Raw genomic sequence first — 24,920 nt, forward strand, 5'->3', positions numbered from 1 at the left:
ATGCCCTAGAGGAAAGGATTTCTGGAATGAACATTCAATCTGGAACCGCGACGACGACTTTGGCGCCCGCAAACCCGTGGGCGCTGGTGCCCCCGCTGGGCAATCTGGACGCCTATATTTCGGCCGTCAACCGCCTGCCGCTGCTCACCCACGAGGAAGAGCAGAAATATGCACGCGCTCTCAAGGACAACAACGATCTGGACGCCGCCGGCCGGCTGGTGATGTCGCACCTGCGCCTCGTCGTTTCCATCTCGCGCCAGTATCTGGGATACGGGCTGCCGCACGGCGACCTGATCCAGGAAGGCAATGTGGGCCTGATGAAGGCCGTCAAGCGTTTCGATCCCGACCAGGGCGTGCGCCTGGTGAGCTACGCCATGCACTGGATCAAGGCGGAAATCCACGAGTACATCCTCAAGAACTGGCGCATGGTCAAGGTGGCGACCACCAAGGCCCAGCGCAAGCTGTTTTTCAATCTGCGGTCCATGAAGCAGGGTTTCAAGGCCGATGCCGCCGCAGCAGATGCGGCGACGCACCGCGACACCCTGTCGGACAGCGAGATCGATTCGGTGGCGCAGCAGCTGAACGTCAAGCGCGAGGAAGTCATCGAGATGGAAACCCGCATGTCGGGCGGCGATGTGCTGCTCGACCCGGCCCCATCCGACGATGGCGAGCAGGCCTTCGGCCCCATCGCCTACCTGGCCGATGCCGCGCATGAGCCCACCGCCATGATCGAATCGCGCCAGCGCGACCACCTGGCCACGGATGGCATCGCTGCCGCCCTGTCCGACCTGGACGAGCGCAGCCGCCGCATCGTGGAAGAGCGCTGGCTCAAGGTGAACGACGACGGTTCGGGCGGCATGACGCTGCACGAGCTGGCAGCCGTGTACGGCGTGAGCGCCGAGCGCATCCGCCAGATCGAAGTCGCCGCCATGAAGAAGATGAAGAAGGCGCTGGCCGAATACGCATAAGCATCGGCGCCGTTCACCGCAGGGAGCGCGTTACCATCGCTGCTTCGCGGCAAAAGCGCCCACACCAAAAGGGCCCCGTCGGGGCCCTTTTGCTTTGGCGTTGCAGCCGCTGCAGATCACTTTCAAGGAGATGCTCTTGTCACGCCCTGTTGTTCCCCGCCGCGCCGCCCTGGCCCTGGCCATCGCCGCCCTGTCGTCGCCCCTGGCCATCGCCCAGCAGAAGCCTGCCGCCGCGGCGGCTGCTGCCGCCCCCCTGGCGTGGCCAACCAAGCCGGTGCGCATCATCGTCGGCTTCCCCGCTGGCTCCTCGCCCGACCTCACGGCCCGCACCATCGCCGAGCCCCTGTCCAAGGCGCTGGGCCAGCCGGTGATCGTGGAGAACAAGGTGGGCGCGGGCGGCAACATCGGCGCCGATGCCGTGGCCAAGGCGCGTGACGACCACACCATCGGCCTGATGATCAACGGCAACATGACCATCGCCAAGATGCTCAACCCCGCCGTGCCCTACGACCCCATCAAGGACCTGGCGCCGCTGAGCCTGATCGGCACCTCGCCCCTGGTGCTGACCGCGCCCGTGAGCCAGCCGGGCGTGCCCGCCACGGCCGATGCACGCGAATTCTTCGTGGCGGCGCGCAATGGCGGCGACAAATGGAGCTACGGCACGCCCGGCGTGGGCACGGTGGGCCACATCGGCACCGAACTGCTCAAGTCGCGCAGCAACATCAACCCCGTGCATGTGCCCTACCCCGGCTACCCCCAGGTGGCCACGGCCATGCTCGGCGGCCAGCTGCAGATGGCCCTGCTGCCCCCCGCCCTGGCCCAGGCCCAGGTCAAGGCCGGCAAGCTGCGCGCCATCGGCGTCACCTCCTCGGGCCGCAGCCCGCTGGTGCCCGATGTGCCCAGCCTGGCGGAGGCCGGCATCACCAACTACAACCTGGAGATCTGGAACGCCTTTGCCGCCCCCTCCACCATGCCCAAACCCATCCAGGCCAAGGTCGCCGCACTCATCAGCGAGATCGCCCGCAGCCCCGATGTGCGCAGCAAGCTGTTCCAGCAGGGCTGGCAGGTGGTGGGCACCTCGCCCGAAGGCCTGGCCAACCGCATCAAGGCCGACACCAACCTGCTGGGCGGCGTGATCGCCATGCGCGGCATCAAGGCCGAGTAAACAGTCGCGCCCATCCATCGCCCTCCCCCGCATGGCGATGGAGGGCTTTTTTATGGCTGCGCTCAGGCAGCGGCGTTCAGCAGCGCGCGCACATCCTCGGTCAGCGCCTGCGCGCCGCTGCCGTAGCGGTTGTAGATGCGCAGGCGGCCGGCCGTGTCGTACACGTAGCTGCCGGCCGAGTGGTCCATGCTGTAGCTGGTGGGGGTCTTGCCCTCGACCTTCTTGTAGTAGATCTTGAAGTCCTTGGCCACGGCAGCCAGTTGCTCGGGCGAGCCGCGCAACGCCAGGAAGCCCGGGTCGAAGTTGGCCATGTAGGCCTTGAGCACCTCGGGGGTGTCACGCTCCGGGTCCACGGTGACGAACAGGCCCTGCAACTTGTCGCCATCCTTGCCCAGCGCCTTCTTCACCTCGGCCAGTTCAGCCATTGCTGTGGGGCAGACGTCGGGGCACTGGGTGAAGCCGAAGAACACCACCACCACCTTGCCCGCAAAGTCCTTCATGCTGCGCATCTGGCCGTTGTGGTCGGGCAGCGGCAGGTCGCGCGCATAGTCGGCGCCGGTGATGTCCACGCCGCGGAACTGCAGGGCCTGGCCCTTCTTGTCGCCGCAGGCGGTAAGCAGCGCCCCGCTGGCGAGTGCTGCGGTGCCCAGGGCGATGGCTTTCAAGGCGTTTCGTTTGTGCATCATGGGGTGGTGCGTCATCAGAGCACGTAGTGGTCCACCAGCAGGGCTGCGAACAGCACGCTCAGGTGGATGAGGGAAAAGCGGAAGGTCTTGCGCGCGAGTTCGTCCGAGTACTTGCGCCACAGCGCGAAGCCGTAGCCGCAAAAGCCCGCGGAGAGAACCACGGCGGCGATCAGGTAGATCCAAGAGCTCATGCCGTAGACAAAGGGCATCAGGCAGCCCGCGAACAGGATCAGCGTGTAGAGGAACACCTGCAGCCGCGTGAACTCGTTGCCATGCGTCACGGGCAGCATGGGCAGGCCGGACTTGCGGTAGTCCTCCACGCGGTACAGCGCCAGGGCCCAGAAGTGCGGCGGCGTCCACAGGAAGATGATGAGGAACAGGATCAGCGCCTCGGGACCCACGTCGCCCGTCATGGACGACCAGCCCAGCACCGGCGGCATGGCGCCCGAGGCCCCGCCGATCACGATGTTCTGCGGCGTGGCGGGCTTGAGGATCACGGTGTAGATCACCGCGTAGCCGACGAAAGTGGCAAACGTGAGCCACATGGTCAGCGGGTTCACGGCGAAGTACAGCAGGGCCGAGCCCGCGCCGCACAGGATGGCCGAGAACAGCAGGGTCTGCACGTTGGACAGCTCGCCCTTGGCCGTGGGACGCCAGGCGGTGCGCTTCATCTTGGCATCGATGCCCTGCTCCACGATGCAGTTGAAGGCGGCGGCAGCACCGGCCACCAGCCACACGCCCAGGCAGGCGATGGCCATGCGGCCGAGCTGCTGGGCGGTAGGCAGGCCGGGCACGGCCAGCACCATGCCGATGAGCGCGCAGAACACGATGAGCTGCACCACGCGCGGCTTGGTCAGGGCATAGAACTGGGCCACGCGCGAGGGCGGCGACGAAAGGGCGGCGGGGGCGACACTCATGCGGACACTCTTCTCGATGCGCCCTGCGGCGCCGGGGATTCTTCGGGGGCGGCAGCGGCAGCGGACCGGCTGGACGCGAGCGCCCAGGTCAGCACCACCACCAGGGCGGCGGCGCCGCCGGTGTGCAGCACGGCGGCCAGCAGCGGCCAGTCGAGCACCACGTTGGACAGCCCGGTGGCCAGTTGCGCCAGCGACAGCGCCAGCAGCCAGCGCGTCTGCACCGGCAACACGGCCGCCTTGCGCAGGCGCCACACCAGCGCCAGCAGCGCGGCCAGCACCAGGTAGGCCATGAGCCGGTGCGCGTAGTGGATGGCCGTGAGGCCGGCAAAGCTGATGTGTGTGCCGTCCTGCAGCATGCCCAGCTCGCGCCAGACCTGGAAGCCCTGCGCAAAGTCCATGGCCGGCCACCAGCTGCCCTGGCAGGTGGGGAAGGTGGTGCAGGCGAGCACGGCGTAGTTGGTGCTCACCCAGCCGCCCAGCACGATCTGCACGGACACCAGCACAGTGGTCCACAGCAGGCCCTGGCGCAGTGCCGGGGCAATGCGCTCGGCCATCCGGCCCTGCGCCCAGTGCGCATGGCGCACGGCCTGCACGCACAGCAGGGCCAGCAGCACCAGGCCGCCGATGAGGTGCAGGGTGACGATGGCCGGGAACAGCTTCATGGTGACCGTGAGCGCGCCGAACGCGCCCTGCAGGCACACCCAGAACAGCGTGAAGGTGGGCCACCAGGGGCTGATGGGCGGCTCGGCAGCACCCTGGCCCGGTGCCTGCTGCCGTGCCTGGCGGCGCTGCACCCACGAGGACACGGTGATCACGATGATGAGCACACCCACGCCCGTGGCCAGGTAGCGGTGCACCATCTCCACCCAGGCCTTGCCGTGGGTGACGGGGCCGGTCGGCATGGCCTCCTGTGCGGCGGCGATCTCGGCACGCGCGCCCACCGGGCTGGCATTGCCGTAGCAGCCGGGCCAGTCGGGGCAGCCCAGGCCCGAATCGGTGAGCCGCGTGAAGGCGCCGAACAGCACCAGATCGAAGGTGAGGAACAGCGTGAGCACGGTGAGCGCCTGCAGGCGCTTGAGCGGCGTGCTCTTGCGGTTGCGCAGCCACACCCAGACCAGCGGGCCCAGGGCGATGATCACGCCCAGCAGCATGAGCCGGGCCAGCGGCGCCAGGTCGTACAGGGGCTGGGTATCGGTCATGGCTTGGCGGGCCGGCCGGCCTCGTCCCAGGAGGAAGAGGCGCGCAGCAGGCGGTCCAGGTCGCGCTTGGCCTTGGCCGCGCCGCTGCGGTCCATGGCGGCGGGAAAGCGCATCATGAAGTTGCCCATGGGGTCGACCACGTAGATGTGGTCCTGCAGGGCATGGCCGGCGGCAGGCGCCAGCCAGGCGGCCAGGGCCTCTGGTGCCAGGCGCAGCACGGTGGCCTGCTGCAGGGCCGGGGCCAAGAGCGGCGGCGGCAGGGCGGCGTCGTTGACGAGCCAGACCCATTCCACGCGGTCCTTCTCGCGGCCCAGGGTCTCGCGCAGCTGGCGCTGCAGGTACAGGTGCTTCTGGCAGGCGTCGTTGCAGTCGCCGCCGGCCACGCTCACCAGCAGCCACTGGCCCTTGAGCGAGGCCAGGGGCACCGGCTTGCCATCGAGCGCAGTGCCCACCAGCGCGGGCATGCTGCGCTGGGGATCGATGAGCTCGCCATAGACGCGGCGCCCCTCGGGCCGGATCACGTAGTAGGTGAAGTATGAAGCGATGACCGGGGCGGCGCAGATCAGCAGGACGCCGAACATCTTGAGGCGGCCATGGCGTGTGCGCTGGCTGGTGGCGACGGCCTCGCCCGCCTCGGGCAGGCTGTGCACGGTGAGCCCCAGCGGGTGGGCAACCCCGCTGCCAGGGCGCTCAGGCACCTGGCTGGCGGCGTGGGCGAAGGAAGCGTCGGACGATTTGGAACCAGACATAGAGGAGTGCAATCAGGCCGCAGAGCCCGAACCATTGAAATGCATAGCCATAGTGTTTGTCGACGCCCGCGCCGATCACCGGCCAGTCGCGCAGCAGACCTTCGGCAGCACCCCCGGTCTGCAAAACCGTGAGGGGCGCCAGCGCCAGGCCGGTCTCTGCCCCGAAGGCAGCCAGGTCGAGATTTTGCCGGATGCGGGAAGACCCCTTGGCGCTGTCGCCGCCTTCGAACTCGTACAGGCGCGAAGGGGGCGGCGCCACGCGGCCCGTGAGCTGTACCAGGCCCGGGTCCGTCTGCACCGGCGGCAGCTGCATGCGGTCCTGGAAATTGCGCGGCGCCCAGCCGCGCTGCACCAGCACCACGGCGCCAGGATCACCCTCGAGCCGCAAGGGGGTAAGCACAAAGAAGCCGGGCCGGCCCTGCATCTGCCGGTTGTCCAGGTACACGGTGTGCTCGGGCAACCAGGTGCCCTGCAGTTGCACGGCGCGGTGCACCAGCGCCTGCCGAGCTTCGGGCGTGGCCGGCGCCAGCAACGCGCGGCCATCGATGGCCGGCTGGCGCGTGCGCTCGTCGATCTGGGCCTGCAGCGACTCTTTCTCGGCGGCGCGCGACAACTGCCAGCGCCCGAGCGATGCCGTGACCGCCATGCCAGCCAGGGCTGCGAGCAGGATCAGCCAGAAAAGCGGGCCCAGGGCGCGTTGCGTGCGTGTCACGGGATAATGTGCTCCATGAAATACCTCGTTGTGCTGGCCTTCATCGCCATCCTGGCCAGCCTGGCCTCGGCCCTGTTCTTCATGATGCGCGGCGGCAAGGATGCCGGCGACGACAAGGCCCGGGGCAGCCGCATGGCGCGGGCGCTGGCGGTGCGGGTGGGGCTGTCCATCGTACTGTTCCTGTGCATCCTGGTGGCCTGGCAGCTGGGCTATATCCAGCCCACGGGACTGCCGGCCTCGCGCTGAACCCGCCCCGCTCCAGGGCGGCACAAAAAAAGCGCCTCGCGGCGCTTTTTTCGTTGGAGGCGTGGGTTACATCCAGTAGACCAGCACGTACAGGCCGAGCCAGACCACGTCCACGAAGTGCCAGTACCAGGCGGCGCCTTCGAAGCCGAAATGCTTCTCGGGGGTGAAGTGGCCCTTTTGCAGGCGCAAGGTGATGAACAGCAGCATCAGCATGCCCAGGAACACGTGGAAGCCGTGGAAGCCGGTGAGCATGAAGAAGGTGGAGCCGAACACGCCCGAACTGAGCTTGAGGTTCAGGTCGGTGTACAGGTGGTAGTACTCGTAGCCCTGCACGCACAGGAAGACGAAGCCCAGCAGCACGGTGGCCCACATGTAGGCGATGGTCTTGCCACGGTGGTTCTCGCGCAGCGCGTGGTGGGCGATGGTCAGCGTCACGCCCGAGGTCAGCAGCAGCGCGGTGTTGATGGTGGGCAGCCAGAAGGGACCCACGGTCTGGAAGGGTTCGACGATGCCGGCGGGCGAGGCCGTCATGCCGGCCGCCATGCTGGGCCACACGGCCTTGAAGTCGGGCCACAGCAGCGCGTTGTCCAGGCTGCCCAGGGCCGGCACCGAATGCGCGCGCGCCCACCACAGGGCCGAGAAGAAGGCGCCGAAGAACATCACCTCCGAGAAGATGAACCAGCTCATGCTCCAGCGGTACGACAGGTCGATCTTGTGGCCGTACAGGCCGCCTTCGCTTTCGCGGATGGCGTCGCCAAACCACTGGTAGAGCACGAACAGCCACCAGACCAGGCCCAGCGCCAGGGAGTACTTGCCCCAGTCGTGGCCGTTGATCCACTGGCCTGCGCCCAGGATCACAAAGAACAGGCCGGCCGCCGCCATCGCCGGATGGCGCGACTCGGCGGGCACGTAGTAGTACGGTGTCGTTCCGGGGGTTGTTGCACTCATTTCAGCTCCTGAATCTCAAAATCTTTTGTTATCTATCTGTCTATCGGTATCCGTGGGGACGCTCGGTATCTCTGGTGTCTTGCCTATGCCGCCGCCGTCACACAATGAAGTTCACCAGGGCGATCAGCCCGATCACCAGCAGGAACACCGCGATGAGCCCGACCACGATGATGTGCACCGGGTTGAGCTTCTCGACATCCTGCGCATATTCGCTGCCCTTGCGCATGCCGACGAAGGACCAAGCCACGGCGCGGATGGTGCGCAGCAGCGAGCCTTTGCGCTGCACCGGCGAGGGGGCATTCATGATCCGGCTCCTTGCAAGGCTGGCTGGAGCACCGGGGCGACTGCCGCGGTGGACTCAGGCGCGGCCGGTGTCTTGCCGCCCACCTCGAAGAACGTGTAGGACAGGGTGATCGTCGTGACGTCCTTGGACAGGCGCGGGTCGATCACGAAGGCCACGGGCCATTCCTTCTTCTCGCCGGGCTCCAGCGTGTACTGGTTGAAGCAGAAGCACTCCAGCTTGTTGAAGTGCGCTGCCGCCTGGCGCGGTGCGTAGCTCGGAATGGCCTGTGCGGCCATGCGGCGATTCTGCACGTTCTGGAACTCGTACATCACCGTGGTCAGCTCGCCGGGGTGCACCTGCACCGAGCGCTGCGCGGGCTTGAAGTCCCAGGGGCCGCGTGCATTGGCGTCGAACTCGACGGTGATGGTGCGGCTCTTGTCCACCTGCGTGTTGGCGGGGATCTTCACGTCCTTGCCGGCCACGCCGTTGCCGGGCACCTGGCGCTCGGACAGCGACAGGATGTTGATCCCCGTCATCTCGCAGATGTGCTTGTAGATCGGGATCAGCACGTAGCCGAAGGCGAACATGCCGGCCGCGATCACGACCAGCTTGCCGACCATCTTGGCGTTTTCGCGGCGCAGGTTCATGGTGTCGGGTCCAGGGCCTTTGGCTGTTGCTGCTGCTTCAGCGGGAGGACAGCAGGACCATCTTGACCATGAACCCGATGAAGAAGGCCGCAGCGATGGACGCCAGGATCAAACCCAGGCGCAGGTTGCTCTTCTTCTGTTCGGGGGTCATGGGCATGGTCTTCAGCCGATCACGCGGGTCGCGGTAGCGTCCAGCTTGGGCGGGGTCTCGAAAGTGTGGAACGGTGCGGGCGAAGGCACTTCCCATTCCAGGCCTTCGGCGCCGTCCCAGGGTTTGGCGGGGGCCGCAGCGCCCTTGCCCATCATGGCAGGCAGCACGATGGCCAGGAAGAAGTACACCTGCATCAGGCCGAATCCGAAAGCGCCCACCGAGGCGATGGCGTTGAAGTCGGCGAACTGCATGGGGTAGTCGGCGTAGCGGCGGGGCATGCCGGCCAAGCCCAGGAAGTGCATCGGGAAGAAGGTGATGTTGAAGGTGATCAGCGAGCCCCAGAAGTGGATCTGGCCGCGCGTCTCGGAATACATGTGGCCGGTCCACTTGGGCAGCCAGTAGTACACGCCTGCGAACATCGAGAACAGCGAGCCGGCCACCAGCACGTAGTGGAAGTGGGCCACCACGTAGTAGGTGTCCTGCAGCTGGATGTCGATGGGTGCCATGGCCAGGATCAGGCCGGTGAAGCCGCCCATCGTGAACACGAAGATGAAGCCCACGGCAAACAGCATCGGGGTCTCGAAGGTCATGGAGCCGCGCCACATGGTGGCGATCCAGTTGAAGATCTTCACGGCCGTGGGCACCGAGATCAGCATGGTGGCGTACATGAAGAACAGCTGGCCGGTCACGGGCATGCCGGTGGTGAACATGTGGTGCGCCCACACGATGAACGACAGGATGGCGATGGACGAGGTGGCATACACCATGGAGGCGTAGCCGAAGAGCTTCTTGCGCGCGAAGGCGGGCACGATCTGGCTCACGATGCCGAAGGCCGGCAAGATCATGATGTACACCTCGGGGTGGCCGAAGAACCAGAAGATGTGCTGGTACATCACCGGGTCACCGCCGCCGGCGGGGTTGAAGAAGCTGGTGCCGAAATGGCGGTCCGTCAGCGTCATGGTGATGGCGCCGGCCAGCACGGGCATCACGGCGATCAGCAGGTAGGCGGTGATGAGCCAGGTCCAGGCGAACATGGGCATCTTCATCAGGGTCATGCCGGGGGCGCGCATGTTCAGGATGGTCACGATGATGTTGATCGAGCCCATGATGGACGAAGCACCCAGGATGTGCATCGCGAAGATGCCGGCGTCCATGGAGGGGCCCATCTGCAGCGTCAGCGGTGCGTACAGCGTCCAGCCGGCGGCGGGGGCGCCGCCGGGCATGAAGAAGGAGCTGACCAGCATGGCCGCGGCAGGAATCATCAGCCAGAAGCTGAAGTTGTTCATGCGCGCGAACGCCATGTCGGAGGCGCCGATCTGCAGCGGGATCATCCAGTTCGCGAAGCCCACGAAGGCCGGCATGATGGCGCCGAACACCATGATCAGGCCGTGCATGGTGGTGAGCTGGTTGAACAGCTCGGGGTTCACGAGTTGCAGGCCGGGCTGGAACAGCTCGGCGCGGATCAGCAGGGCCAGGATGCCGCCGACCATCAGCATGGCGAAGGCGAACAGCAGGTACAGGGTACCGATGTCCTTGTGGTTGGTGGCGAACACCCAGCGGCGCCAGCCGGTGGGGCCGTGGTGGCCGTGGTCGTCGTGTGCGTGGTCGCCACCGTGCCCGTGGTTGTCAAGAACTGCGCTCATCTTGGTTTCCTCAATCAGTACGTTGGGCGGTGATCACTTGCCACGCTGGGCGACGACTTCGGCAGGCTGCACCAGCTGGCCGGTCTTGTTGGACCAGGTGTTCTTGGTGTAGGTGGCCACGGCCGCAAGGTCCGTATCGCTCAGCTGCGCCCATGATGGCATGGCGCCGTTGGCAGCACCCTTGAGCAGGATCTGGATCTGCTTGGCATGGTCGGTATCGAGCACCACAGCCGAGCCGTCCAGCGGCTTGATCGGGCCCGCGCCCTTGCCGTTGGCCTGGTGGCAGGCGGCGCAGTTGGCGGCGTAGACCTTCTCGCCGCGCTTCATGATGTCGTCCAGGGTCCAGACCTTGGTCGGGTCGTCCAGCTTGGCGGCGGCCTTCTTGCGCTGGTCGGCCACCCAGGCGGTGTAGTCCTCGGCGGAGACGACCTTCACATGGATGGGCATGTAGGCGTGTTCCTTGCCGCACAGCTCGGCGCACTGGCCATAGAAGTCGCCGATCTTCTCGGCACGGAACCAGGTGTCGCGCACGAAGCCGGGGATCGCATCCTGCTTGATGCCGAAGGCCGGCACCATGAAGGCGTGGATCACGTCGTTGGCGGTGGTGATGATGCGGATCTTCTTGTTGACCGGCACCACCATGGGGTTGTCCACCTTGAGCAGGTAGTCGGCGGGTGCCGCCTTGACGTCGCCGCTGTCGGACATCACACGGTGGCTGCTGTCCAGCGTGGAGATGAAGGCCAGGCCCTCGCCCTCGCCGGTGATGTAGTCATAGCCCCACTTCCACTGGTAGCCCGTGGTCTTGATGGTGAGGTCGGCATTGGTCGTATCCTTCTGGGCCACCAGCACCTTGGTGGCGGGCAGGGCCATGAGGATCACGATGATGAAGGGGATGATGGTCCAGATCACTTCGACGGTCACCGATTCATGGAAGTTGGCGGCCTTGGCGCCTTTGGACTGGCGATGCTTCCAGATGGAATAGAACATCACGGAGAACACGGCCACGAAGATCACCGTGCAGATGATGAGCATCATCCAATGCAGGAAATGCTGCTCCTCGGCAATCCTCGTGACCGGAGGATGCAGATTGAGCTGATTGACTGCAGGCCCGCCAGGCAGGTCTTGAACGGCATGGGCCACGCCACCTACCCATGTACCGGCGATCAGGAGCAGAGAAGCCAGCTTGTTGGAAATGCTCTTCATAGTTCTCATTTACTAAGCCTCAAATTAACCAATCCCTGCTGGCGCTCCTGCGTGGGGTCAGGCTGCGCGCAAGGCCATGCGTATCTCCGATGCCAGTGCCGGTCGAAGCTCGGGGCGCACATAGCGCCCCACCTCCACCGATCGGCCCTGGCCAGACAGGGTGATCAGCGACCGGTCGCCGGTCTTGGGTTCTACGCGAACCCAGCTCCGGTCGAATTCGGCGCGTATCAGCTTGCCTGCTGTCTCCAACTCCACCACCAGGCGCGAGCCCTGCAGTGAAATCCTCTCGCCATCGGCCGCATGACGTCCGTACATGGCGAATGCCAATCCAACTACCACCATCTCCAGCCACGCGAAGGGCATGACCAGACGGGCTCCGAGCATCCAGAAGAACGTGGCGATGCCCAGCGACACAGCACACAGCGACAGGTACATCCAGCCCATCTGCGCGGGGGTGACCGAGCAGTTGCGGGCCAGGCGCCAATCGATGCGCTGGCCCGAGACCGTGGCAAAACGAAATACCAAGCCTGTCACCGGAGGTGCCCACAAGACTGCCGGCTGCAGACCACACCAGGAAAGCCACTGGCGCGGCATGCGCAGCCCGCTACGTTGCGCGGGAAGATGCCCGAAATCCCAATAACCCTGAATTGTAGCGTGCCTTGTTCCATGTCATTGACAGGCAGCTACCCGGTACTTCTACCTGTACCGGTGGCCAGCATGGCCCGCATGTCCTGCAGCGAAACCGCGCTGCTGGCGCTCATTTTCAGGCGCGGCGCGGGCTTGAAGGCATGGCCGTAGATGATTTCGAAAGTCAGCGCCAGCTGCCCGCCCTGCGCCGGGTCGGCCAGGTGTTGCACCAGGGCCGCATGCAGGCGCTCGCGCCAGCCGCGCCCGCGCAGTGCGCCGAAGCGGCCGGGGTGCAGGTTGCAGCCCAGCTCGCGCAGCTCCTGCAGCAGGCGCTCGGGCGTGGCGAAGGTCAGCGTGATGCGCTCCATGTCCATCACCGGTTCGGCAAAGCCGGCGTGCACCAGCATGTCGCCCCAGTCGTGCATGTCGGTGAAGGCATGACCGGCGGGTGGCCAGCCCATGGTGGCGTAGACGCCGTGCAGCTCGCGCGCGGTGTCGGGCCCCAGGCACGAGAACATGAGGTAGCCATCTGTCGCCAGCGCCCGGTGCCACTGGCCGATGAGGGCCTGCGGGTCGGCCGCCATGTGCAGTGCCATGTTGGCCCAGAGCATCTGCACGCTGGCATCGGCGGGCAGGCCGAACTGCGGCACCGGCCCGGTCCAGCGCGCCGGGCTCCACCAGGGCCGGGCCAGCGCCTGTTCAGCCACGGGCACGCAGTGCGCTGCCGTCTCGGCCACCTGGCAGGCCGCCTTGGGATAGCGGGCACTCACCAGCGCATGGCCCTGCAGACCGCCGCGCACGGGGTCCCAGTGACACCAGGCGGCGGGCGCCTGGCGTATCCACTGCAGGCGGTCCTCCATGCGGCGCGCCACCTCCTCGTGGAGCCAGGGGGCCATGGCAGGTGCGGCGGCGTGCCAGCGGGCTGCGGCCAGGGGGTCGATCGTGGGGGGGCGCTCTGTGGGCATGTCGTAGGAACCGGGGGTCCAACGAGTATATTGACTCATGCGGTTCAAGGCGTTCACGGGGCTATCCAGGCAATCGGGGCTGGGCCGCGGGCTCGAGGCCCTGGCGCGCGCCCTGCCCAGCCAGTGCGCTGTCTGCCACGCCTGGCCCGCTACGCGCATCTGCACTGCCTGCACGGCGCGCTTTGCGCAGCCTGTTGCGCGCTGCACACGCTGCGCCCTGCGGGTGCCCGATGGCGTGCCGGTGTGCGGTGCCTGCCTGCGCTCTCCGCCGGTGCCCGACCGCTGCCTGGCTGCCGTGGATTACGGATACCCCTGGTCCGGCGCCGTGGCCGATTTCAAGTTCCGGGGCGATCCAGGCTGGGCCGGCACGCTGGCCGCGCTGATGCGCGGCGCGCCCGGGGTGCAGAGCGCACTGGACAACGCCGACCTGGTACTGCCGATTCCGCTTTCGCACGAACGGCTGTGCGAGCGCGGCTTCAACCAGGCCTGGCTGCTGGCCCGCGCCCTGTCACCCGCCACAGCGCAGGCCGGTGCGCTCGTGCGCCTGCACACCGCGGATGCACAGGCCCGGCTGACCCGCGCCCAGCGGCTGCGCAATCTGCGCAGCGCCTTCGTGGTCGAACCCGCGCTGGCAGCCAGCCTGCGCGGGCGGCACCTGGCCTTGATCGACGACGTGATGACCACCGGCGCCACCATGGACGCCGCGGCCACCGCACTGCGCGAGGCAGGCTGCGCCTCGGTGGTGGCCCTGGTGCTTGCGCGCACGGAGCCGGGCGCAGGCACGCCGATGGACACCCCATAATTTGTTACAAGGTCGGCGCCCAGGGAACATGCTTCGCGTGAAAATACCTGCATGTTCCATATCGTCCTGGTCGAGCCCGAAATACCGCCCAACACCGGCAACGTGATCCGGCTGGCGGCCAACACCGGCTGCACGCTGCACCTCATCGAGCCGCTGGGTTTTTCCATGGAAGACCGGCTCATGCGCCGCGCCGGCCTCGACTACCACGAGTACGCCTCGGTGCTGCGCCATTCGGGCTGGACGGCCTTCCTGCGCGATGCCCAGCCCGACCCCGCGCGCATGTTCGCCATGACCACGCACGGCTCGCAGGACCTGTTCGACAACTGCTTTCTGCCGGGCGACTGGCTGGTGTTCGGCGCCGAGACGCGTGGCCTGCCGCCCGAGTTGCGCGAGACCTTTCCGCCCGCCCAGCGCCTGCGCCTGCCCATGGTCGAGGGGCAGCGCAGTTTGAACCTGTCCAACGCGGTGGCGGTATCGGTGTTCGAGGCCTGGCGCCAGAACAGCTTTGGCGCCTCGGCACCGGCGCCACTGGCGGCCGCGCTGGCCATGGTTCAGCCCGGCTGATAGCGCTGGTCGGCGATGGCCTGAGGCCCCTGCTCGGACATGAAGTCCAGGAACACCTTGGTGCGCGCCGGCAGCATGCGGCCCGAGGGCAGCGCCGCGTACACCGTATAGCGCGAGACGATCCAATCGGGCAGCACGTGCACCAGCTCGCCGCTGGCCAGTTGCTCCTCGACCAGCAGGCGCGCCGTCACGGCCACGCCGGCGCCATCGATGGCTGCGCGCAGCAGCACGCCATTGCTGTCGGACTGCAGCACCGCGGGCGCATCCACCTCCTGCCAGTCGCCGTCGCCCACGGCCGGGTGCAGGCGCAGCTTGCGCCCGCCACCCATCTCGGAGCGCGCGGGCGCCCCCGTATCGCGCAGGTACTCGTGCTGCGCCAGGTCGGCGGGCTGCAGGGGCATGCCCTTGCGCGCCAGGTACTCGGGCGACGCCACGACGATGGCCTGGCCATGCAGCAGCGCGCGGGCCACGATGTTGGCGTCGAAATCCTCGCCCGCCACCATGAGAGTCACGTCGAACTCGTCGATGCGGCGCAGGGCCAGCGCATCGACGCTGATGTCCAGCATCAGCTTGGGATAGCGCGCATGCCACAGCGCGGTGAGCGGCGCGAGAAAATTGGTGGTGAGCACCGGCGGCGCCACAATGCGGATGGTGCCGCGCAAATCGCGCGTGCTGGCCACGGCCTCGGCCTCGGCATCGTCGATCTCGTTGAGGATGCTGCGCACGCGCTGCAAATAGACCTCGCCCGCATCGGTGAGCGCCACCTTGCGCGTGGTGCGCTGAAGCAGGCGCGTGCCCAGGTGCTGTTCCAGCTCGGCCACCATGCGCGTGACCACGGGGGGCGACATGTCGAGCGCGCGTGCGGCGGCGGCAAAGCCGCCCTCGTCGACCACGCGGTCGAAGACTTTCATGGCTTGCAGGCGGTCCATTTTTCAGCCCTCCTGCGAAAAGTGGTGGGGCGCTGGGCGCCCAGCCTTCAGGGCGCGGCCCCGTAGTTGCGGGCCAGCGATTCGGCCACGCACACCGGCTTGTCGCTGCCCTCGCGCTCCACCGTCACCAGCCAGGTCATCTGCATGCCATCGGGTGCCAGCGGCTCGGCGGCCTGCAGGGTCAGGCGTGCGCGCACGCGGCTGCCCACGGGCACCGGCGAGGTGAAGCGCACCTTGTTCAGGCCATAGTTCACGCCCATGCGCGCACCCTCGATGGTGAGCCCCGACTCGAAGAAGCGCGGAATCAGCGACAGGGTGAGAAAGCCATGCGCAATCGGCGCGCCGAAGGGTCCGGCCTTGGCACGCTCGGGATCCACATGGATCCACTGGTGGTCGCCCGTGGCCTGGGCGAACAGGTTGACCTGTTCCTGCGTGATGGTGATCCAGTCGGTCACGGCGACCTCCTGGCCCACGCAGGCGCTGACTTCGGAGTAGGAGCGGAAGATTTTCATGGCCCCAATGTAGCGCCGGGCCCCGCCGTCCCATGTCGGCCGAGTGACAGGTACTAACCCTCATGCGTCCAGCCATTCGCAAATGCCCTGCCACTGCTCCAGGTCGCGTGCCACGCGGCCCGGCGCCACGTCGAACAGCGTGAGCCCGTGCGCCGCCAGGTGGATGTAGTTCTGCGTGTCGCGCAGGTAGCCCAGCACCGGAAAGCCCAGGTTGTCCACGAACTGGTGCAGCTGGTCGGCCGCGCGCGTGCGCGCATCGACGCGCATGCCCACGATGCCCACCTGCACCCCGTCGGCACGCTTGTGCTCGGCCAGCTGGTCCAGAAAGCCGCGCGTGGCGAAGATGTCGAACACGCTGGGCTGCAGGGGCACGATGATCTTGTCGGCGAGTTTGAGCACGTCGGTCAGGCGCCAGCCATGCAGCCCGGCCGAGGTGTCCAGCACCGCGTGCGTCGTGCCCTTCGGCGGCTTGCTGATCACGTCGGAGCTGACGTCCCACACCCCTATGGGCCGCGCGGCCGGCGGGCGCAGGCCCAGCCACAGGCGCGCGGATTGCTGGCGGTCGGTGTCGCCCAGAAGGACAGGGTGGCCCTGGCGCGCGTAGTAGCCCGCCACATTGGTCGACAGCGTGGACTTGCCCACGCCCCCCTTCGGGTTTGCAACGACGATCACGGGCATCACGAACTCCTTGCGTTGGGTCTGTCAATGAAAACAGGCACTCCAAAGTGCCTGCCGTGCTATGGCTCTAGTGCGATGCTACCCAATTGATAGCACAGTGCAAGCCGGTGTCCTGGGTTGTAAATTCGTTGAAGAAAGAAATCTGCCGAAATTGCTGCCAGGCTAGGCGCAAAGCACAGCCATGCCGGGTGGCATGGCGAGCATTTGCTTGCGACGCATGGCGGCGATTGTCGGGAGATTTCTTCAACGAATTTGCAACTGAGGACACCTTTAAGCGTGCTGTCCGCCGCGTTTCACGAAGAAGAGGCCGGCCCCGACGGCCATCAACAATCCTCCGAATACCCGGTTCTGCGTGCGCACGGCGCGCGCGCTGCGCATCAGCCGGCGCATGGCGCTGGCACCGGCGGCGTAGCCGTGCATCACGGTCACGTCCACAGCCACCGTGGTGGCGGCCATCACCAGCAGTTGTGTCCACAGCGGGCGCGTGTCGGTCATGAACTGGGGCAGCACGGCCACCATGAAGATGATGCCCTTGGGGTTGGTCGCGTTGGTCAGGAAGCCCGTGAGCACGCGCTTTTGCCACGTACCGGCCGGCTCCTGCTCGTCGCCCTGCAGCGGCGACGCATCGCCGGCACGCCACTGGCAAAAGCCTACCCAGATCAGGTAGCAGGCGCCCAACACCTTGACCACGTTGAACGCCACTTCGGACGCCAGCAGCAGCGATCCCACGCCCGCCCCAGCGATCAGCAGGATGAGCAAGAGCCCCATCTGCAAGCCCAGGATGGTGGCGCCCGCCTTGCGAACGCCGAATGAGAGGCCATGGCTCATGGACAGCACGGCGCCCGAACCGGGGGACACCGCAATCAGGCACGAGGCCGCGAAAAAAGCCAACCAGGTCTGGAAATCCATGGAACCACCACAAAAGCAAGGGCACGCATCTTATCAATGGCGGGCACCCTGGACCGTTTGCGGGCCAATTGCGCTACAAAAAGCAGAGCATTGGCCAGAATGCCAGAATGAATGCCGGGGCATGCAGCACATCGCCAACCACAACAAGCCGCCCCACCCGACCCGACCATGGAACACGCACCCACCTGGCTCACCTACGGTTTCCTGTACCTCACGGCCGCCGTGCTGGCCGTGCCCATTGCACAGGCGCTGGGCCTGGGCGCCATCATCGGCTACCTGGCGGCGGGCATCGCCATCGGGCCCTGGGGCCTGGCCCTGGTGAAGAATGTGCAGGACATCCTGCACTTCGCCGAGTTCGGCGTGGTGCTCATGCTGTTTCTGGTCGGGCTGGAGCTTCAGCCCAGCCGGCTGTGGGCGCTGCGCCGCCCCATCTTCGGCATGGGCACGGCCCAGGTGCTGGGCTGCGCGGCCGTGCTGTTCGGCCTGGCCTGCCTGGTGGGCCTGCCCTGGCGCGTGGGCCTGGTGGGGGCGCTGGGGCTGGCGCTGTCGTCCACCGCCATCGCGCTGCAAAGCCTGGCCGAGCGCAACCTGATGCGTACCGCCAGCGGGCAGGCGGGCTTTTCCATACTGCTGTTCCAGGACGTGGCGGCCATCCCCATCCTGGCGCTGCTGCCGCTGCTGGGCGCCGCCGCGGACGCAGGCGCCGCCAGCCACTCGCCGGGCGAGGTGGTGTGGGAGGTGGCCAAGATCGTCGGGGTGATCGCCGCCATCATCCTCGGCGGCCGCCTGCTGCTGCGCCCGCTGCTGCGCTGGATCGCCAAGAGCCGCACGCCCGAGGTCTTCACCGCCGCCGCGCTGCTGCTGGTGGTGGGCATCGCCATGCTGATGGTGATGGTCGGGCTGTCGATGGCGCTCGGGGCCTTCCTTGCCGGCGTGCTGCTGGCCGACAGCGAGTACCGGCGCGAACTGGAGGCCGACATCGAGCCCTTCAAGGGCCTGCTGCTGGGCCTGTTCTTCATTGCCGTGGGCATGAGCATCGACTTTGGCGTGCTCATGCGCTCGCCCTGGCTCATGGCCGGCATCCTGCTGGGCTTTTTGGCCTGCAAGGCGGTGGTGATCTATGCGCTGGCGCGCGCAGTCGGCATCCCCTACCAGGAGCGCCCGGTGTTCACCCTGCTGCTCGCCCAGGGCGGCGAGTTCGCCTTCGTCGTCTTCCAGGCCGCCGCCGGCGCCCAGGTCTTCCCGGCCGAAACCGCCTCGCTGCTCATCGGCGCCGTGGCGCTGTCGATGCTGCTGAGCCCCTTGCTGCTGGTGGTGCTGGACCGCGTGCTGCTGCGCCGTTATGCGAACCTCAAGGCCCCCGCCGCCGAAGAGATCTCGGAGCCGCAGGATGCGCCCATCGTGATTGCCGGCTTCGGCCGCTACGGCCAGATCGTGGCGCGCGTGATGCTGATGCAGGGCATACGCACCACCGTGCTCGACCACAGTGTGGAGATGCTCGAAGTGGCCCGCACCTTCGGCTACCGCGTGCACTACGGCGACGCCACCCGGCTCGACCTGCTGCGCATCGCCGGTGCCGGGCAGGCGCGCATCCTCGTCATCGCGGTGGACGACCCCGAGCAGTCCGTCAAGATCGCCGCGCTGGCGCGCAAGCATTTTCCCCACCTCACCGTGGTGGCCCGCGCGCGCGACCTCACCCACTGGAACAAGCTGCGCGATGAGGGCGTGACCCTGGTGCAGCGCGAGCTGTTCGAATCGAGCATGCACAGCGCCCGCACCGTGCTGGAGCTGATGGGCCTGCCGCCCGAGCAGGCCCAGGAGATGACCCGGCGCTTTCGCGAACACAACATCGCACTGTCGGACCGCATGTACCCGCACCACCGCGACCGCGCCAAGATGATCGCCGTGGCGCGCGAGGGACGCAACCAGTTGGCCGAGCAGATGGCGCGGGAGCGGCAGGAGGCTGCAGAGGCTGGGAGCGATGGTGCGTATCCCGGCTACGCGGTGTCAGGTGGTGCGCAAGAAGTTCCAGAAAAGGAGCGGACGCGGCAGGACTGATCGCCGGCGGGCTGGTGAATCCAGCGGCACAGGGCGGGCAAGCGGTCACGGTCTGCGAAAACCCGCCACCCTCCTACAAGCGCGCTCTCGCCTCTCGGGCATCTTCATGGCTTCACCGAGAAGACCATGAACCACAGCTACCGCGTTGAACGCATTTGCATCGGCCACTGCGATGGTGCAGGCGATGCATCCCCCTTGACCGAGAAGGCCGCTGTACGCGCCTTCGCCACGCTTGCGATGGGCGTGGAGCAGCTGCTGGGCAGCATGCCCCACTCTGTATCGGCGGTAGCCACCCGGTACACGCAAGACGGCCTGGACATCCGGGTGGACTCGCCGCGGGACGGCACCGCCGTGCGCAATATGGTGGCGTCCGTAGTGTCGGACTTCAACCTCGCCAGCCCGGGCTTGAACCTCTCATTGATCAGCCGGCCTGCGGCGGTGCCGAAACCGGCCCCGGCCAGCGTGTTCGCCGTGCGGGCGACGCAGGCGGCGGCTGCCGCAGAGGATGCGTTCGCGCCGCCCCACACCATGGTGGCCGCCTCCCACAGCGCGGCCGATTCTGAAGGGCTGCGTCTGGCTGCCTGAGATTCGCAGGCCGCGGACAGGGAGCGGCCAATTGCGACAAGAAGCCCGGTCGGCCAGCGGGAGTTGGTCTGGACTGGGCGCAGACGTTCTTTACAATTATTCGCAAACGCGAGTCATTCGCATTACAATTCCCACGATCTAGCAAGCCAAGTGTCCCGCCACCAGGATGCCCGCCAGCGCCCGCCCTCCGCTCCTGTTGTTGTTCCGGACCATCTCATGCCCTCTTCGCCCTCCCGCGCCGCGGCGCGTTCGCGCGCGCCTGCTGTTGCTTCTTCTCGTTCGACCGCCCGCACCACCGGCCTGTTCGCCATGACGCCGCTGGCCCTGTGCCTGGCGCAGTCCGCCTTTGCCCAAGCCACTGATGCTTCAGCCACCACAGCCCCGCAACTGCAGGAGGTGCGCATCAACGCCAGTCCCGAAAAGGACATGGGCTTTGCGCCGGTGGAGGCGCAGACGGCCGGCAAAGCGCCGATGCGCCGGCTCGAAACCCCCCAGTCCGTCAGCGTGGTGACGCGCGAGCAGATGGAGTCGCGCCAGATCACCAATGTGCAGCAGGCGCTGCAGACGGTGGCGGGGGTGAGCCCCGTGAACTTTGGCCGCCGGGGGTTCGATGACCTGAACATCCGCGGCTTTCGCTCGACCGAATCCATCCTGGTCGATGGCCTGGTGCAGAGCCCCGGCATGTGGGCCAAGCTGCAGCCCTATGGCTACGAGCGCTTCGAGGTGCTCAAGGGCTCGGCCTCGGTGCTGTACGGCCAGGTGCAGCCGGGGGGCATCGTCAACGCGGTGAGCAAACGCCCGAAGAAGGAAGCGCTCAACGAAGTGGGTGTGGAGGTGGGCAGCTTCGGCCAGCGCACGCTGCAGGCCGATGTGAACCGGCCGCTGTCCGAATCGGGCAAGACGGCGCTGCGCATCAACGCCCAGGTGAGCAATGCCGACGACCCGACGCAGTTCGTCTACCGCAAGGACCGCTGGTTCGCGCCCTCGCTGTCCATCGACCTGGGCGCGCAGACCGACCTGGTGCTGTTTGCCACCTACAGCCGCAGCGAGTGGATGCGCCAGCAGGGCATCACCCCCTATGGCACGCTGCTGCCCAACCGCAACGGCACGCTGCCCCGCACGCTGTTCACCGGTGATCCCGCGTTTGGCGTGTACGACGTGGAGAGCACCACGCTGGGCTATGCGCTGGAGCACCAGGTCTCGCCCGCGATGGCCTTTCGCCAGAACGTGCGCTATGAGACCGAGAAGGGCACGGGCAACTTCGTCTCCAACCAGGCACTGCAGGCCAACCAGCGCCTGCAGAACCGCAGCGCCTCGCGCCAGTACATGGACTATGACCTGCTGGCCACCGACACCTCGCTGCTCACGCGCTTCGAGGCACTGGGCGCAAAGCACCAACTGGTGACGGGCCTGGACGTGCGCAGCGGCCACAGCCTGCTGGCCAGCCGCACCTGCTCCATTGCCGCGCTGGACCTGTTCGCGCCGGCCTACGGCGTGCAGGCCAACTGCCCGGCGGCGCTGACCAGCGATGCGCCCGGCAAGCTCACCGTGGCGGGCCTGTATGCGCAGGACCAGATCAAGTTCGGCCAGGGATGGACGGCCCTGGTGGGCCTGCGCCGCGACTGGTCCACCAACGACATCGACAACCGCACCACGCGCGTGCAGACACAGCAAAAGGACAGCGCCACCACGCTGTCGGCCGGCCTGGTGTACGAGTTCACGCCCGGCTGGGCCGCCTACGGCAGCTACGGCGAGTCCTTTTTGCCGACCTCGGGCCTGGCGTTCAACGGCACGCCCTTTGTGCCCGAGACGGGCAAGCAGTGGGAGGCGGGTGTGAAGTACGAGGCCCCGGGTGGCCAGCTCACGGGTGCGCTGGCGATCTTCGACCTGGTGCGCGAAAACGTGACCACGGCCGACCCGGTGAACACCGGCTTCAGCGTGCAGACCGGCCAGCAGCGTGCGCGCGGCCTGGAGGTGGAGCTGGGTGCCGACCTGAAAAACGGCTGGAAGCTGACCAGCGCCTACACCTACACGCAGACCAAGGTCACGCGCGACAACAACGCCGCCATCGTGGGCCTGCCGCTCAACCTCACGCCGCGCCACACGCTCACGGCCTGGGCCACCTACAGGCTGCCGCAGTACCAGCGCGTCACGCTGGGCCTGGGCGGGCGCTATGTGAGCGAGCAGATCGGCTCGTACCCGTTCACACTGCCCTCGTACGTGGTGGCCGATGCCTCCATCAGCTACGCGGGCGAGAACTACCGCCTGACGGCCGGGGTGAAAAACCTGTTCAACAAGGCCTACTACGACGGCGCGATCAACGCCAACGTGGTCTCGCCCGCGCTGCCGCGCAACTTCAGCCTGGGGCTGACCTACTTCTTCTGAAGACGGTCCTCCTTCTGCAACGCCAGCCGCCATGCCCACCAGCCAGCGCACGCTGAACCGCCTGTTCGTCCTGCATTCGTGGGCGGGCATCGTCACGGGTCTGTTGATGTTCATCGTCTGCTTCTCGGGCGCGGTGGTGGTGTTCAAGAACGAGATCGACCTGTGGGCCAACCCCTCGCTGGCCGGGCTGCCGCGAACACAGTCGCCCGCGCCGCTCGATACCGTGCTGGCGCAGCTGCAGGTGCGCTACCCGGGCGTCACGGTGGAGACCATCGCCCTGCCCGATGACGTGAACCCCAGCTACTTCGCCCACGTGCGCGAGCGCGGCGCGCCCGCCAGCCAGCGCACCAAGGTGGCCCTGCGCTCGGACACGGGCGCCGTGGTGGGCCCGGTGGACAGCCAGCTCGGCCAGTACCTGCGCATGCTGCATGTGTTTCTGTTCTTCGGGCCGCGCTGGATCGTGGGCTTCCTCGGCGCGGCCATGCTGGTGCTGATTGGCACGGGCATCGTCATCCACCGCAAGATCATCGCCGAGCTGTTCACCCAGCGCTGGGGCCGCAGTTTTCGCGTGGTGATGTCGGACCTGCACAAGTCCGCCGGCATCTGGGGCCTGGGCTTTCACATCCTGATTGCCGCCACGGGCGCCTGGCTGGGGCTGGCGCCGCTGTTCGAGCAGGGCACCAAATACGTGATGGCGGGCGCGCCTGCGGCCAGTGCCGCGCGCAAGCCGCCCGCTGCCGAGCCTGCGCCCATGCAGTCGCTCGACGCCCTGTACCAAAGCGCACAGCAGGCCGTGCCGGGGCTGGAGGCACGCTATGTGTCGCTGCGCCGCTGGGGCACCACGTCCGCCGAGGCCAGTTTTACCGGTGCCCTGGCCGGCCATATGGCCAGCACGGCGCGGGTGGACATGAACGCCGCCACGGGCAAGGCCAAGAAGGTGCTGGACCCGCGCACCGCAGGCTTCTGGTCGCTGGTCAACGGGCTCATGGAGCCGCTGCACTTTGGCGACTTTGGCGGGCTGGCGCTGAAGTGGCTGTACTTCATTCTGGGCATGACGCCGGCGTTTCTCTCCCTCTCGGGCACGCTGATCTGGCTGGACTCGCGCCAGCAGCGGCGGCGTGAAGCACAGCAACAGGCCGGCGTGCAGGGCGGGCTGCAGGCATGACGAAGCCGGCCGCCCGCAACGCTTCCTTCGTGGTGCGCTGCTTCCTCGCGCTGCACGCCACCGTGCCCGCTGCCGTGCTCGTGGCCGTGCTCGTGCACCTGTGGCCGCCGGCCGGCCTGCCGCCGCTGGCGCAGCGGCCGGTGTGGGCTGTGTGGACGCTGATCGGCACCTGGCTGCTGGCGTCGTTGCTCACCGCCTGGGCACTGCGCCACCTGGCGCTGTGGCGCGGGTCGCTCTGCGCGGCCGGCGCACTGCTGGGGCTGGCGGGCGCAGCGGGCCGGGTGCTGGGCGCGCCGCTGCAGTGGCCCATGCTGGCCAGCCTGGTGGCGCTGGGCGTCGTGCTGGCGGGGCTGGCCGCGTTCATCGGACCGGCGCGGGTACAGGCGAATCGCCGCCGCGACAGCGGTGGCAAAAGCACCCATCACAACCACCACCACCGCCGTGCCACGCGCTGGCGCTGGCTTGCCATGCCCTCCACGAAGGGCCTTTCGTTCTGGCTCGCGGGCCTGCTGGCCATCGAGTCGTTTCGCATCGCGCACATCGTGGCGGCAGAGCCTGCGCGCTCGGCCGGCATGCTGGGCCTGCTGGTGGCCTTCTTTCTGGTGCTGCCGGCCGCCACGCTGCAGGCCTGGTGGCCGCGCGCCGCTGCCGTGCTGGCAGCGCTGGCCGCAGCGGCGCTGGCGGGGCTGGCCTGGCGCGCGGGCACGGTGGTGGAATGGGCCACCGCGGTGTGGGCCACTGCCGCAGCCTTGTGCCTGGGCATGACCATCGCGGTGCTGCGCCGCCAATGGAAGCACCGCACAAGGTCCATGCACAACATACCGCCTGCGCAGCGCGCTGAGTCCGCCGCGTGATGGGCGGCGACACCCTGGCCCTGGCCTGCGCGGCCGCCGCCTGCCTGCTGGCCCTGGTGCGCTGGGCCCAGGCCACCGACACGCGGGCCTGGGGCGATGCGCCCGCGGGCCCGCAAGCGCAGCGCAAGGCCTGGGGCCTGGCGCTGGCCACGCTGGCACTGCAATGCGCTGCCGCCACCGTGGCTGCCGGCATCGCAGCGGGCATCGCCATCGCCGTGGCCTCATGGATGGTGCTGGGCTGGGGCCTGGTGCTGGCCATGAACCTGTGGCCAGAGGGCTGCCTGCGCTGGGCGCGGCGCATCGGCATCGCGGGCTGGGCCGGCTGTGCGCTGGGCCTGCTCATCCACGCGCTGGCATAGCTTCGTAAACG

The 24,920-nt window shown here is 67.4% G+C and carries 28 protein-coding genes; 11 read left to right on the forward strand and 17 right to left on the reverse strand.

Annotated features, from left to right (window positions below; all coding sequences use genetic code 11):
• Positions 1–26: 26 nt before the first annotated feature.
• Entirely contained in the window at positions 27–968 is a 942-nt protein-coding gene (gene rpoH, locus AC07X5_RS06815) for an RNA polymerase sigma factor RpoH (RefSeq protein WP_409961828.1), read from the forward strand.
• Positions 969–1,098: 130 nt separating this feature from the next.
• Positions 1,099–2,133 (forward strand): Bug family tripartite tricarboxylate transporter substrate binding protein, encoded by a 1,035-nt coding sequence (locus AC07X5_RS06820; protein WP_494769525.1) that lies wholly within the window; start codon positions 1,099–1,101, stop codon positions 2,131–2,133.
• Between the two features lie 62 nt (positions 2,134–2,195).
• Here AC07X5_RS06820 and AC07X5_RS06825 read toward each other — a convergent pair whose 3' ends face one another.
• From AC07X5_RS06825 to AC07X5_RS06845, 5 genes are read right to left on the reverse strand one after another with little or no spacing between them, the layout of a single operon-like run.
• Complete coding sequence (locus tag AC07X5_RS06825; RefSeq protein WP_494769526.1) at positions 2,196–2,819, reverse strand: SCO family protein; 624 nt, start codon at positions 2,817–2,819, stop codon at positions 2,196–2,198.
• 14 nt (positions 2,820–2,833) lie between these two features.
• Positions 2,834–3,736: a heme o synthase gene (gene cyoE, locus AC07X5_RS06830; RefSeq protein ID WP_409961825.1), complete on the reverse strand. Its 903-nt coding sequence runs from the start codon at positions 3,734–3,736 to the stop codon at positions 2,834–2,836.
• Entirely contained in the window at positions 3,733–4,935 is a 1,203-nt protein-coding gene (locus tag AC07X5_RS06835; RefSeq protein WP_409961824.1) for a COX15/CtaA family protein, read from the reverse strand. Before AC07X5_RS06835 ends, cyoE begins: the two co-directional genes overlap by 4 nt.
• Positions 4,932–5,684, reverse strand: coding sequence for a redox-active disulfide-containing membrane protein (locus tag AC07X5_RS06840; protein ID WP_494769527.1), 753 nt, complete (start codon positions 5,682–5,684; stop codon positions 4,932–4,934). Before AC07X5_RS06840 ends, AC07X5_RS06835 begins: the two co-directional genes overlap by 4 nt.
• Positions 5,626–6,396: an SURF1 family protein gene (locus AC07X5_RS06845; protein ID WP_409961822.1), complete on the reverse strand. Its 771-nt coding sequence runs from the start codon at positions 6,394–6,396 to the stop codon at positions 5,626–5,628. The genes AC07X5_RS06840 and AC07X5_RS06845 overlap by 59 nt, the downstream gene beginning before the upstream one ends.
• Before the next feature lie 15 nt (positions 6,397–6,411).
• Here AC07X5_RS06845 and AC07X5_RS06850 point away from each other — a divergent pair, with 15 nt between their 5' ends.
• Complete coding sequence (locus tag AC07X5_RS06850) at positions 6,412–6,642, forward strand: twin transmembrane helix small protein (RefSeq protein ID WP_409961821.1); 231 nt, start codon at positions 6,412–6,414, stop codon at positions 6,640–6,642.
• Positions 6,643–6,708: 66 nt separating this feature from the next.
• Here AC07X5_RS06850 and AC07X5_RS06855 read toward each other — a convergent pair whose 3' ends face one another.
• The 8 genes from AC07X5_RS06855 to AC07X5_RS06890 form a co-directional block, all read right to left on the reverse strand.
• The gene (locus AC07X5_RS06855; protein WP_409961820.1) at positions 6,709–7,590 is read right to left on the reverse strand and encodes a cytochrome c oxidase subunit 3; all 882 of its coding nucleotides are present in this window, start codon (positions 7,588–7,590) and stop codon (positions 6,709–6,711) included.
• Between the two features lie 97 nt (positions 7,591–7,687).
• Positions 7,688–7,894, reverse strand: coding sequence for a DUF2970 domain-containing protein (locus AC07X5_RS06860; RefSeq protein ID WP_409961819.1), 207 nt, complete (start codon positions 7,892–7,894; stop codon positions 7,688–7,690).
• The gene (locus tag AC07X5_RS06865) at positions 7,891–8,520 is read right to left on the reverse strand and encodes a cytochrome c oxidase assembly protein (protein ID WP_409961818.1); all 630 of its coding nucleotides are present in this window, start codon (positions 8,518–8,520) and stop codon (positions 7,891–7,893) included. Before AC07X5_RS06865 ends, AC07X5_RS06860 begins: the two co-directional genes overlap by 4 nt.
• A gap of 37 nt (positions 8,521–8,557) precedes the next feature.
• Positions 8,558–8,671 carry a cytochrome oxidase small assembly protein gene (locus tag AC07X5_RS06870; protein ID WP_221480214.1) on the reverse strand — a complete coding sequence of 38 codons (114 nt, stop codon included), beginning with the start codon at positions 8,669–8,671 and terminating at the stop codon, positions 8,558–8,560.
• A gap of 11 nt (positions 8,672–8,682) precedes the next feature.
• Complete coding sequence (gene ctaD / locus AC07X5_RS06875) at positions 8,683–10,314, reverse strand: cytochrome c oxidase subunit I (protein WP_409961817.1); 1,632 nt, start codon at positions 10,312–10,314, stop codon at positions 8,683–8,685.
• Between the two features lie 33 nt (positions 10,315–10,347).
• Positions 10,348–11,517: a cytochrome c oxidase subunit II gene (coxB, locus tag AC07X5_RS06880; RefSeq protein WP_409961816.1), complete on the reverse strand. Its 1,170-nt coding sequence runs from the start codon at positions 11,515–11,517 to the stop codon at positions 10,348–10,350.
• A gap of 57 nt (positions 11,518–11,574) precedes the next feature.
• A complete protein-coding gene (locus AC07X5_RS06885) occupies positions 11,575–12,051 on the reverse strand; it encodes a DUF2244 domain-containing protein (RefSeq protein ID WP_409961815.1) in 477 nt (158 codons plus the stop codon).
• 149 nt (positions 12,052–12,200) lie between these two features.
• Positions 12,201–13,109 (reverse strand): biotin synthase, encoded by a 909-nt coding sequence (locus tag AC07X5_RS06890; RefSeq protein ID WP_494769528.1) that lies wholly within the window; start codon positions 13,107–13,109, stop codon positions 12,201–12,203.
• A 37-nt stretch (positions 13,110–13,146) separates the two neighbouring features.
• On the opposite strand from AC07X5_RS06890, the gene AC07X5_RS06895 reads away from it, so the two are divergent.
• The gene (locus tag AC07X5_RS06895) at positions 13,147–13,911 is read left to right on the forward strand and encodes a phosphoribosyltransferase family protein (protein WP_494769529.1); all 765 of its coding nucleotides are present in this window, start codon (positions 13,147–13,149) and stop codon (positions 13,909–13,911) included.
• 51 nt (positions 13,912–13,962) lie between these two features.
• Entirely contained in the window at positions 13,963–14,475 is a 513-nt protein-coding gene (locus AC07X5_RS06900; protein WP_494769530.1) for a tRNA (cytidine(34)-2'-O)-methyltransferase, read from the forward strand.
• Here AC07X5_RS06900 and AC07X5_RS06905 read toward each other — a convergent pair.
• The 4 genes from AC07X5_RS06905 to AC07X5_RS06920 all read right to left on the reverse strand — a co-directional run bounded on the left by AC07X5_RS06905 (position 14,463) and on the right by AC07X5_RS06920 (position 17,503).
• Positions 14,463–15,404: a LysR family transcriptional regulator gene (locus tag AC07X5_RS06905; RefSeq protein WP_409961811.1), complete on the reverse strand. Its 942-nt coding sequence runs from the start codon at positions 15,402–15,404 to the stop codon at positions 14,463–14,465. The genes AC07X5_RS06900 and AC07X5_RS06905 overlap by 13 nt on opposite strands.
• A gap of 47 nt (positions 15,405–15,451) precedes the next feature.
• A complete protein-coding gene (locus AC07X5_RS06910) occupies positions 15,452–15,916 on the reverse strand; it encodes a MaoC family dehydratase (protein WP_492231425.1) in 465 nt (154 codons plus the stop codon).
• Positions 15,917–15,976: 60 nt separating this feature from the next.
• The gene (locus AC07X5_RS06915; protein WP_145695665.1) at positions 15,977–16,594 is read right to left on the reverse strand and encodes a nucleotide-binding protein; all 618 of its coding nucleotides are present in this window, start codon (positions 16,592–16,594) and stop codon (positions 15,977–15,979) included.
• 270 nt (positions 16,595–16,864) lie between these two features.
• On the reverse strand, positions 16,865–17,503 hold the full coding sequence (locus AC07X5_RS06920; RefSeq protein WP_409961809.1) for a LysE family transporter: 639 nt from the start codon (positions 17,501–17,503) through the stop codon (positions 16,865–16,867).
• 168 nt (positions 17,504–17,671) lie between these two features.
• Here AC07X5_RS06920 and kefC point away from each other — a divergent pair, with 168 nt between their 5' ends.
• The 6 genes from kefC (at position 17,672) to AC07X5_RS06950 (ending at position 24,909) form a co-directional block, all read left to right on the forward strand.
• Positions 17,672–19,561: a glutathione-regulated potassium-efflux system protein KefC gene (gene kefC, locus AC07X5_RS06925; RefSeq protein ID WP_494769531.1), complete on the forward strand. Its 1,890-nt coding sequence runs from the start codon at positions 17,672–17,674 to the stop codon at positions 19,559–19,561.
• A gap of 126 nt (positions 19,562–19,687) precedes the next feature.
• Positions 19,688–20,146, forward strand: coding sequence for a hypothetical protein (locus tag AC07X5_RS06930; RefSeq protein WP_494769532.1), 459 nt, complete (start codon positions 19,688–19,690; stop codon positions 20,144–20,146).
• 216 nt (positions 20,147–20,362) lie between these two features.
• The gene (locus AC07X5_RS06935; protein WP_494769533.1) at positions 20,363–22,531 is read left to right on the forward strand and encodes a TonB-dependent siderophore receptor; all 2,169 of its coding nucleotides are present in this window, start codon (positions 20,363–20,365) and stop codon (positions 22,529–22,531) included.
• A 31-nt stretch (positions 22,532–22,562) separates the two neighbouring features.
• Positions 22,563–23,696 (forward strand): PepSY-associated TM helix domain-containing protein, encoded by a 1,134-nt coding sequence (locus AC07X5_RS06940; protein ID WP_494769534.1) that lies wholly within the window; start codon positions 22,563–22,565, stop codon positions 23,694–23,696.
• A complete protein-coding gene (locus AC07X5_RS06945) occupies positions 23,693–24,550 on the forward strand; it encodes a hypothetical protein (protein ID WP_494769535.1) in 858 nt (285 codons plus the stop codon). Before AC07X5_RS06940 ends, AC07X5_RS06945 begins: the two co-directional genes overlap by 4 nt.
• Positions 24,550–24,909 carry a hypothetical protein gene (locus AC07X5_RS06950; protein ID WP_494769536.1) on the forward strand — a complete coding sequence of 120 codons (360 nt, stop codon included), beginning with the start codon at positions 24,550–24,552 and terminating at the stop codon, positions 24,907–24,909. The genes AC07X5_RS06945 and AC07X5_RS06950 overlap by 1 nt, the downstream gene beginning before the upstream one ends.
• Positions 24,910–24,920 lie beyond the last annotated feature (11 nt).

It is taken from the genome of Acidovorax sp. GW458-11-26-14-TSB4 (assembly GCF_059423865.1).

What these genes read in the sequence shown, in the direction of transcription:
- rpoH (WP_409961828.1), top strand. Translation starts at nt 27, where the DNA reads ATGAACATTCAATCTGGAACCGCGACGACGACTTTGGCGCCCGCAAAC.
- AC07X5_RS06820 (WP_494769525.1), top strand. Translation starts at nt 1,099, where the DNA reads ATGCTCTTGTCACGCCCTGTTGTTCCCCGCCGCGCCGCCCTGGCCCTG.
- AC07X5_RS06825 (WP_494769526.1), bottom strand. Translation starts at nt 2,819, where the DNA reads ATGATGCACAAACGAAACGCCTTGAAAGCCATCGCCCTGGGCACCGCA.
- cyoE (WP_409961825.1), bottom strand. Translation starts at nt 3,736, where the DNA reads ATGAGTGTCGCCCCCGCCGCCCTTTCGTCGCCGCCCTCGCGCGTGGCC.
- AC07X5_RS06835 (WP_409961824.1), bottom strand. Translation starts at nt 4,935, where the DNA reads ATGACCGATACCCAGCCCCTGTACGACCTGGCGCCGCTGGCCCGGCTC.
- AC07X5_RS06840 (WP_494769527.1), bottom strand. Translation starts at nt 5,684, where the DNA reads ATGTCTGGTTCCAAATCGTCCGACGCTTCCTTCGCCCACGCCGCCAGC.
- AC07X5_RS06850 (WP_409961821.1), top strand. Translation starts at nt 6,412, where the DNA reads ATGAAATACCTCGTTGTGCTGGCCTTCATCGCCATCCTGGCCAGCCTG.
- AC07X5_RS06855 (WP_409961820.1), bottom strand. Translation starts at nt 7,590, where the DNA reads ATGAGTGCAACAACCCCCGGAACGACACCGTACTACTACGTGCCCGCC.
- AC07X5_RS06860 (WP_409961819.1), bottom strand. Translation starts at nt 7,894, where the DNA reads ATGAATGCCCCCTCGCCGGTGCAGCGCAAAGGCTCGCTGCTGCGCACC.
- AC07X5_RS06865 (WP_409961818.1), bottom strand. Translation starts at nt 8,520, where the DNA reads ATGAACCTGCGCCGCGAAAACGCCAAGATGGTCGGCAAGCTGGTCGTG.
- AC07X5_RS06870 (WP_221480214.1), bottom strand. Translation starts at nt 8,671, where the DNA reads ATGACCCCCGAACAGAAGAAGAGCAACCTGCGCCTGGGTTTGATCCTG.
- ctaD (WP_409961817.1), bottom strand. Translation starts at nt 10,314, where the DNA reads ATGAGCGCAGTTCTTGACAACCACGGGCACGGTGGCGACCACGCACAC.
- coxB (WP_409961816.1), bottom strand. Translation starts at nt 11,517, where the DNA reads ATGAAGAGCATTTCCAACAAGCTGGCTTCTCTGCTCCTGATCGCCGGT.
- AC07X5_RS06890 (WP_494769528.1), bottom strand. Translation starts at nt 13,109, where the DNA reads ATGCCCACAGAGCGCCCCCCCACGATCGACCCCCTGGCCGCAGCCCGC.
- AC07X5_RS06895 (WP_494769529.1), top strand. Translation starts at nt 13,147, where the DNA reads ATGCGGTTCAAGGCGTTCACGGGGCTATCCAGGCAATCGGGGCTGGGC.
- AC07X5_RS06900 (WP_494769530.1), top strand. Translation starts at nt 13,963, where the DNA reads ATGTTCCATATCGTCCTGGTCGAGCCCGAAATACCGCCCAACACCGGC.
- AC07X5_RS06905 (WP_409961811.1), bottom strand. Translation starts at nt 15,404, where the DNA reads ATGGACCGCCTGCAAGCCATGAAAGTCTTCGACCGCGTGGTCGACGAG.
- AC07X5_RS06910 (WP_492231425.1), bottom strand. Translation starts at nt 15,916, where the DNA reads ATGAAAATCTTCCGCTCCTACTCCGAAGTCAGCGCCTGCGTGGGCCAG.
- AC07X5_RS06915 (WP_145695665.1), bottom strand. Translation starts at nt 16,594, where the DNA reads ATGCCCGTGATCGTCGTTGCAAACCCGAAGGGGGGCGTGGGCAAGTCC.
- AC07X5_RS06920 (WP_409961809.1), bottom strand. Translation starts at nt 17,503, where the DNA reads ATGGATTTCCAGACCTGGTTGGCTTTTTTCGCGGCCTCGTGCCTGATT.
- kefC (WP_494769531.1), top strand. Translation starts at nt 17,672, where the DNA reads ATGGAACACGCACCCACCTGGCTCACCTACGGTTTCCTGTACCTCACG.
- AC07X5_RS06930 (WP_494769532.1), top strand. Translation starts at nt 19,688, where the DNA reads ATGAACCACAGCTACCGCGTTGAACGCATTTGCATCGGCCACTGCGAT.
- AC07X5_RS06935 (WP_494769533.1), top strand. Translation starts at nt 20,363, where the DNA reads ATGCCCTCTTCGCCCTCCCGCGCCGCGGCGCGTTCGCGCGCGCCTGCT.
- AC07X5_RS06940 (WP_494769534.1), top strand. Translation starts at nt 22,563, where the DNA reads ATGCCCACCAGCCAGCGCACGCTGAACCGCCTGTTCGTCCTGCATTCG.
- AC07X5_RS06945 (WP_494769535.1), top strand. Translation starts at nt 23,693, where the DNA reads ATGACGAAGCCGGCCGCCCGCAACGCTTCCTTCGTGGTGCGCTGCTTC.
- AC07X5_RS06950 (WP_494769536.1), top strand. Translation starts at nt 24,550, where the DNA reads ATGGGCGGCGACACCCTGGCCCTGGCCTGCGCGGCCGCCGCCTGCCTG.